Raw genomic sequence first — 7379 nt, 5'->3', positions numbered from 1 at the left:
GGCGTAGGAGCCGAGGCCGCCGCTGGCGCCCCAGATCAGGACGTTGTCGCCCTGCTTCATCCCGGCGCCGTTGCGGGAGACCAGCTGGCGGTACGCGGTCGAGTTGACCAGGCCCGGGGAAGCGGCCTCCTCCCAGCTGAGGTGGTCCGGCTTGGGCATCAGCTGGTTGGACTTGACCAGGGCGATCTCGGCGAGGCCGCCGAAGTTGGTCTCGAAGCCCCAGATCCGCTGCTCGGGGTCGAGCATCGTGTCGTTGTGGCCGTCCGAGGACTCCAGCTCGACCGAGAGGCAGTGCGCGACGACCTCGTCGCCCGGCTTCCAGGCGTTGACGCCGGGACCGGTGCGCAGCACGACGCCCGCGAGGTCGGAGCCGATGACGTGGTACGGGAGGTCGTGGCGCTTGGTGAGCTCCGAGAGGCGCCCGTAGCGCTCCAGGAAGCTGAAGGTGGAGACCGGCTCGAAGATCGAGGTCCACACGGAGTTGTAGTTGACCGAGGAGGCCATGACGGCCACGAGGGCCTCGCCCGGACCGAGTTCGGGGACCGGGACCTGGTCGAGGTGCAGGGACTTGCGGGGGTCCTTCTCACGGGTGGTGAGCCCGGCGAACATCTCCGCCTCGTCCTTGTGCACGGTGATCGCGCGGTACGAGTCGGGGAGCGGCAGGGCCGCGAAGTCGGCGGGCGTGGCGGCCTGCGACTGGATCGCGTCCAGGATGTCCTTCACGGTGTTGCCTCCGGCTGAGCGCTGATGAGGGTGCGCTGAGGGGTACGCGTTGCGTGCGTGGGAGCGTGTGTGGGTGCTGCGAGTGCCGTCGGTCCGGCGGAGCGGTGGTGCTGGCGCACCCGTGGTGAGGTGCGCGGGGCCTGGTGACGCAGGCATCCGGGGCGCGTTCCGTGCCGAGTGGGCGTGGGCCGCGGGGACATCCGGACGAGATTCAACGTATGGCACCCCGTGTCACTCAGCAAGGCACCGCGTGCCAAAACTTTCTCTCATTTGCCTATTGACCTGCGCAGATGAGCGATGATCGATCAGAGTTACCCGCGAGTAGGGGCAAGCCGGACAAACGAAAGTGGCCGCCCCCGAATCGGGAGCGGCCACTGTGACCGGGAGCACCCCCAGCGGCAGCTGGGGGAGCGACTACCTGTTCCTGAGCGCCTCTTCGATGGTCCTCATGACCTCGTCGAGCGGAGCGTCGGTCCGGGCCACCGCGACCAGCACCTCGCCCTCGGTGCGGACGGCCGCCTGCGGAGCCGGGGCCGGGGCGTCCGCGACGGCGGTGCGCCCCGCGCCGATCCCGGAGCCGAAGGTCTTGCGGACGATCGAGAAGGCGTGGTCCAGCTGCGCCTCCACGTCCCCCTGCCCGCCGGCCCGCAGCCAGCGCCGCAGCACGTGGTTGTGGGCGGTGACCACCGCCGAGGCGGCCACCTCGGCCAGCAGCGGATCGTCGTTGCCGTCGTGGTGGTCCTGCTCGTCGAAATGGGCCAGCAGGTAGCGGGTGAACAGCCGCTCGTACCGGGCCACCGAGGCGATCTCCCGCTCCCGCAGCGCCGGCACCTCGCGGGTCAGCCGGTAGCGCTCCACCGACACCGCCGGAGAGGCGGCGTACATCTTCATGACTTCCTTGATCCCCCGGCACACCGTGTCGAGCGGGTGCTCGTGCGCCGGGGCCACGTCCAGGACCGCCTCGGCGCGGATCAGGGTGTCGTCGTGGTCCGGGAAGATCGCCTCTTCCTTGGAACGGAAGTGCCGGAAGAAGGTCCGGCGGGCCACCCCGGCGGTCGCGGCGATCTCGTCGACCGTGGTGGCCTCGTACCCCTTCGTCGCGAAGAGCTCCATGGCCGCCGTGGCGAGCTCACGGCGCATCTTGAGCCGCTGGGCGGCGGCCCGGGTGCCGGCCGCGCTCTCCGGGGCGTCGGAGGCCGAGGAGGCGCGGGGTGAGGTCTTGGCGGGCTGGGACATAGAGCGAAAGTACTTCATTCGGGCAGGGGAGCGCGCCTGTGGGGGGTCGGACAGGGGTGGATGCGGGGGAGGGCCCGCACTGGGCCCGGGAGGGTTCGTCCGCCGTGAGGGTCCGGCGGACCCGAGCAGCCCTCCCCACGCATCCTGTCCGGGGACCGCCGGATCGGGGGGAGTCCCCTTACCGGCGGGCGTACTCACGGAATCCGCGGCCTGTCTTCCGGCCCAGGCAGCCCGCCGCGACCAGGTGCTCCAGCAGCGGGGAGGGAGCCAGGCCCGGGTCGCGGAACTCCTGGTGGAGGACCTTCTCGATGGCGAGCGACACGTCCAGGCCGACGACGTCGAGCAGCTCGAAGGGCCCCATCGGGTACCCGCCGCCCAGCTTCATCGCGGCGTCGATGTCGTCGATGCCGGCGTAGTGCTGCTCGACCATCTTGATCGCGTTGTTCAGGTACGGGAACAGCAGCGCGTTCACGATGAAGCCCGCCCGGTCCCCGCAGTCCACCGGGTGCTTGCGCACCTTCGCGCAGACCTCGCGGACGGTGGAGTGCACGTCGTCGGCCGTCAGGACGGTCCGGACCACCTCGACCAGCTTCATGGCCGGGGCCGGGTTGAAGAAGTGCATGCCGATCACGTCCTGGGGACGCGCCGTGGCCCGCGCGACGGCGATCACCGGGAGCGAGGAGGTGGTCGTGGCCAGGACGGCGCCCGGCTTGCACACCTTGTCCAGGCCCGCGAAGAGCTCCTGCTTGACGGCCAGGTCCTCGGCGACGGCCTCCACCGCCAGGTCCACCTCGGCGAAGGCCTCCAGCGAACCGGCCGGGGTGATCCGGCCGAGGGTCTGCGCGGCGGCCTCCTCCGTCAGGCGGCCCTTGGACACCGCACGGCCCAAGGACTTCCCGATCGCGGCCTTCGCGGCCTCGGCCTTCTCCTGGCTGCGGGCCGCCAGCACCACGTCGTAGCCGGCCTGCGCGAAGACCTGGGCGATGCCGCTCGCCATGGTCCCCGAGCCGGCCACGCCCACCGAGGAGACCGGACGGCCCGTGCCCAGCAGGGACCCGTCCGGCGGGGTCTGCAGGTCGCGGACGACCACCGCGCTGCCCGGCGCCTCGTAGGTGTAGAACCCGCGGCCCGACTTCTGGCCGGTCAGCCCGGCCTCGGCGAGGTGGCCGAGGATCGGGGCCGGGGCGTGCAGCCGGTCGCCGGAGGAGGCGTACATGGCCTCCAGCACGGTGCGCGCGGTGTCCACGCCGATCAGGTCGAGCAGCGCCAGCGGGCCCATCGGCAGCCCGCAGCCCAGCCGCATCGCCGCGTCGATGTCCTCGCGGGAGGCGTACTTCGCCTCGTACATGGCAGCGGCCTGGTTGAGGTAGCCGAAGAGCAGGCCGTCGGCGACGAAACCGGGCCGGTCGCCGACCGCGACGGGCTGCTTGCCCAGCTCGCGGGCCAGCTCGGTGACCGCCTCGACGGCCGGGGGCGCGGTCAGCACGCAGGAGACGATCTCCACGAGCTTCATCGCCGGGGCCGGGTTGAAGAAGTGCAGGCCGAGCACCCGCTCGGGGCGCAGCGACTCGGCGGCGAGCCGGGTCACCGACAGGGCGTTGGTGCCGGTGGCCAGGATCGTGTCGGGGCGCACGATCGCGTCGAGCTCGTCGAAGAGGCGGTGCTTGAGGTCGTAGTCCTCCGGGACCACCTCGATGACGAGGTCGGCGTCGGCCGCGGCGCCGAGGTCGGTGAAGGTGCGGAAGCGGGCCAGGACCCCCTCGCGCTCCTGCTCGGTGAGGCGCTCCTTCGCGACGGAGCGGGCCGTGGCGGCGGCGAGGGAGGCGGTGGCCCGGCGGGCGGCGGCCTCGCTGACGTCGATGCCGATGACCTCGCGGCCGGCCCGGGCGAGGACCTCGGCGATGCCGGTGCCCATCGTGCCGAGGCCGACGACGGCGACGGTGCGCGGACTGCTGGACGGGGTGGACTGACTGGACGTGGACGGAAGGTCCATCGCGGGACTCCAGTGGAATGAGGGTGACGACTGGGAAGCGCGCGCGGCGCACGGTGCGCGCGCGGGGTGCCGTACGGCGAAGGGTGTGGGAACGTGCGGGGACGCGGTGCGGGGACGCGGGGCGTCGACGCGGTGCGCGCGGAGCCGTACGGCCGTGCCGTGCGGGGCGGGCCCGGAGTGCTCGCGCCCGGGGAAGACCGGGTGCGGCGGGCCTGGGCGGCACGACCCTGTCCCGGGGTCCTGCCGTGCGTGAAGGTGGTGCGGTGAACCGACTGACACGGGCGGCTGCGTCACCAGGCCGGTCCCGTGCGTGTGGTAACGACAGTAACCCGGCGGTAACTGGTGCGCCAGAGCGCGGAGATGTGAGCTGTACCGCCCAAATGTACCGATCATCGATGATCGATCAGCCGGGCCTGCGGAACTCCGCCGAACGGGGCGTGGCGAGGCCCGCCGAGCCCTAGGGTGGCGGTGTGAACGACGTGCTGGAGCGCCTGCGGGCCGAGGCGGACGGATCGCCGGAGTACGAGGAACTGCTCGTGGCGGGTCCCGATGCGCTGGCCGCGTCGCTGACCTCCGCCGGGCGGCCCCTGTGGGCGCGCGAACTGGCGGCCTACCGGCTCGGCCTGGCCCGCGACCGGCGCGCCTTCGAACCGCTGGTCCTGCTGCTCAACCACCGGGACCCGGCGCGCTGCGAGGCCGCCGCGCAGGCCCTCGCCGTCCTCGGGGACCCGCGCACCGCCCGCGCGGCGGCGGCGCTGGCGACGAACGCCCTGCGCACCGCCTACGCCCTGCACCCGGTCCGGCTGCTGGCCGCGCTGCGGGCCCCCGAGTCGGCGCCGGCGCTGATGGCCACCCTGTCGCGGCTGCTCGCGCCGCACGACCCGTACTGGCGGGTGGCCCTCGCCTGCGTCGAGGGGCTCGGGGCGCTGGCCGACCCGCGCGCCCGCGACGTCCTGGTCCGGGCCCAGGCCCACCCCCGGCTGGCGGCGGCGGCCACCGACGCCCTGGGCCGGCTGCTGGCCGGGCACCCGGACGCGTAACCGGGTCCCGCCCGACGCCCGACGCCCGACGGCCGACGCCCGACGCCCGACGCCCGACGGCCCGGCCGCCTGACCGCCCGACACCCGGCCTCCCGGCGGCCGCCCTTCAGTGGCCGCCGGTCTCCGGGACGATCGCGAATGCCTCGATCTCCATGAGCAGCTCGGGCCGGAACAGGGCCGAGACCACCACCGCCGAAGAGGCCGGCAGCAGGTGCGGGGGGATCACCGCGTCGCGGGCGGCCCGGACGGCCGGGAAGTGGGCCGTGTCCGTCATGAAGTAGGTCAGCTTCACCACGTCCTCGAACCCGGCCCCGGCCGCGGCCAGGCACCGTCGCAGGTTCTCGAACACCTGCCGGGCCTGGGCCGCCGGGTCGCCCTCGCCGACCACCTCGCCCTTCTCGTCGAGGGCGCACTGCCCGGAGACGGCCACGAAGCGCCCCGTCCCCCAGACGACGTGCTGGTAGCCGTGGCCGGGGGCGACCCCCTCGGGCGCCGTGATCCGGGTGAGCGCGCCGCCGTCGTTCTCAGAAATGGTCATGGACACGATCTTGCCGGGTACGGGTCAGCCGCGGAACCCCAGCAGTCCGTGCAGGGCGGCTCCCCCGGCCGACGGCGGCACCGCGCGCGTCGCGGCGGCCGGCTTCGGGGCGGGCTGGGCCGGACAGGTGGCGTCCGCGGCCTGACCCGTCCTCAGGTACGCGGCGAGCTTCTCGTCCAGGCACTTGTTCCCGCTCAGGGCGATGCCGTGGTTGCCGCCGCCCTCCTCCACCACCAGCGCCGAGCCGGCCAGCTTGTCGTGCATGGTCACGGCGCCCTCGAAGGGGGTCGCCGCGTCCTCGGTCGCCTGGAACAGCAGCGCCGGGGGCAGGTCGTGGTTCGTCACGTCCGGCGTCCGGAGCGGCTCCGTCTTCCAGAACGCGCACGGGGCGTTGTACCAGGCGTTGTTCCAGGTCATGAAGGGCGCCTTGGCGTGCGTGCGCCACATGTCGGCCCGCCACGTGTTCCAGTCCCGGGGCCAGGCCGAGTCCCGGCACTGCACCGCCGTGTACACGCTGTAGCTGTTGCCCGCCGAGGGCTCCACCGCCCCGAACCGTTCGTACGCCGCCACGAGCGGCTTGGGGTCCTCGCGCACCGCGTACGAGGCGAAGGCTTCGGCGAGGGCCGGCCAGTAGCCGTTGTAGTAGCCGCCCGGCATGTAGGTGTCCTCCAGCTCCGCCGGCCCCACCTTCCCGCCCGCCGGAGCGGACCGCAGCGCCGTGCGCATCGCGTACCAGCGCTCCTCGACCGCGGCCGGGTCGGTGCCCAGGTGGTAGGTGGCGTCGTACTGGGCCACCCAGGCCAGGAAGGACTTGTGGCGGGCGTCGAAGGCCTGGTCCTGGGCGAGGTTGTCCTCGTACCAGACCCCACCCGGGTCGACCACGGAGTCCAGCACCAGACGGTGCACCCGGTCCGGGTGCAGGCGGGCGTACACCGCGCCCAGGTAGGTCCCGTAGGAGTAGCCGAAGTAGCTGAGCCGCTCGGCGCCCAGGGCCGTGCGCAGCACCTCCAGGTCGCGGGCGGCCGAGACGGTGCCCACGTACGGGAGGACGTCCGCGTGCTTGGTCTGGCAGGACTCGGCGAAGGACCGCACCCGCTCCAGGTTGGCCTGCTCGGTCGCCGGGTCGAGGGGTACGGAGTCGGGCCGGACCGGCTTGAAGTGACCGGCCCCGCAGTCCAGGACGGGCTCGCTCTTGCCCACGCCCCGGGGGTCGAAGCCGATCACGTCGTACTGGCCGGCCACGTCCTTGGGCAGCGCGGAGGCGACGAAACCGGCCAGGGCGCGGCCGCTGCCGCCCGGGCCGCCGGGGTTGACCAGCAGGGGGCCCTGGGAGGTGGCGGCGGTGTGCGGGACCCGGGTCAGGGCCAAGGAGATCTGCCGCCCGGCGGGGTGGTCGTGGTCGAGCGGGACCTTCAGGGAGGCGCACTGGAGCGTCGGGTAGCGGGGCGTCGCGCAGCCGGTCCAGCGCAGGGTGGCGGCGGCCGGGGCGGGCGCGGGCGCCGCTGCGGGTGCCGGAGCCGCGACCACCGGGCTCGCGAGGGCGGTGGCGATGGCGGAGAGCGACAGCAGTACGGCGGCGCGCTTCTTCGACGGATGCGGAACGGGGTGCAGCATGGGGCCTCCCAGCCGAGGGTTCTGGGCGGAATCGTCCCGGAAACCATCGCGGGAAGGCGGGATTGGGCAGCCTATTGGCCCGATGTGATGACCCCTCGGCAGGCGCGCGCGGCCATCGGGGTGATCGCCGGGGGGTGGGCCGGGCCGGCCCCGCGGGGGCCGGGTCCCCGGGGCGCTCCGGGACGGGCGCGGTCCGCGCCGCCCGGGGTCCCGCCGGGCCGGTGCCGAATTCGGC

6 protein-coding genes are annotated in these 7379 nt (G+C 73.6%); 1 reads left to right on the top strand and 5 read right to left on the bottom strand.

Annotated elements, in window-relative coordinates; genetic code table 11:
* The 3 genes from ACEPPI_RS39030 to ACEPPI_RS39020 form a co-directional block, all read right to left on the bottom strand.
* Positions 1-723, bottom strand: a 723-nt coding sequence (locus ACEPPI_RS39030) for an alcohol dehydrogenase catalytic domain-containing protein (RefSeq protein WP_373920002.1), incomplete at its 3' end; no start/stop codon positions are given.
* Positions 724-1137: 414 nt separating this feature from the next.
* The gene (locus ACEPPI_RS39025) at positions 1138-1959 is read right to left on the bottom strand and encodes a TetR family transcriptional regulator (protein WP_030235008.1); all 822 of its coding nucleotides are present in this window, start codon (positions 1957-1959) and stop codon (positions 1138-1140) included.
* A gap of 178 nt (positions 1960-2137) precedes the next feature.
* Entirely contained in the window at positions 2138-3952 is a 1815-nt protein-coding gene (locus tag ACEPPI_RS39020; RefSeq protein WP_373920001.1) for a 3-hydroxyacyl-CoA dehydrogenase family protein, read from the bottom strand.
* Positions 3953-4422: 470 nt separating this feature from the next.
* Here ACEPPI_RS39020 and ACEPPI_RS39015 point away from each other — a divergent pair, with 470 nt between their 5' ends.
* Positions 4423-4992 (top strand): HEAT repeat domain-containing protein, encoded by a 570-nt coding sequence (locus tag ACEPPI_RS39015; protein WP_373920000.1) that lies wholly within the window; start codon positions 4423-4425, stop codon positions 4990-4992.
* A 106-nt stretch (positions 4993-5098) separates the two neighbouring features.
* Here ACEPPI_RS39015 and ACEPPI_RS39010 read toward each other — a convergent pair whose 3' ends face one another.
* Entirely contained in the window at positions 5099-5530 is a 432-nt protein-coding gene (locus ACEPPI_RS39010; RefSeq protein WP_373919999.1) for a RidA family protein, read from the bottom strand.
* A gap of 24 nt (positions 5531-5554) precedes the next feature.
* Complete coding sequence (locus ACEPPI_RS39005; RefSeq protein ID WP_373919998.1) at positions 5555-7144, bottom strand: alpha/beta hydrolase; 1590 nt, start codon at positions 7142-7144, stop codon at positions 5555-5557.
* Positions 7145-7379: the final 235 nt, after the last annotated feature.

The organism is Streptomyces sp. AB3(2024), from assembly GCF_041862025.1.
Taxonomy (GTDB): Bacteria; Actinomycetota; Actinomycetes; order Streptomycetales; family Streptomycetaceae; genus Streptomyces.
The sequence above is the reverse complement of the archived record's forward strand: the minus strand, read 5'-3'. Positions and strand labels throughout refer to the sequence as shown.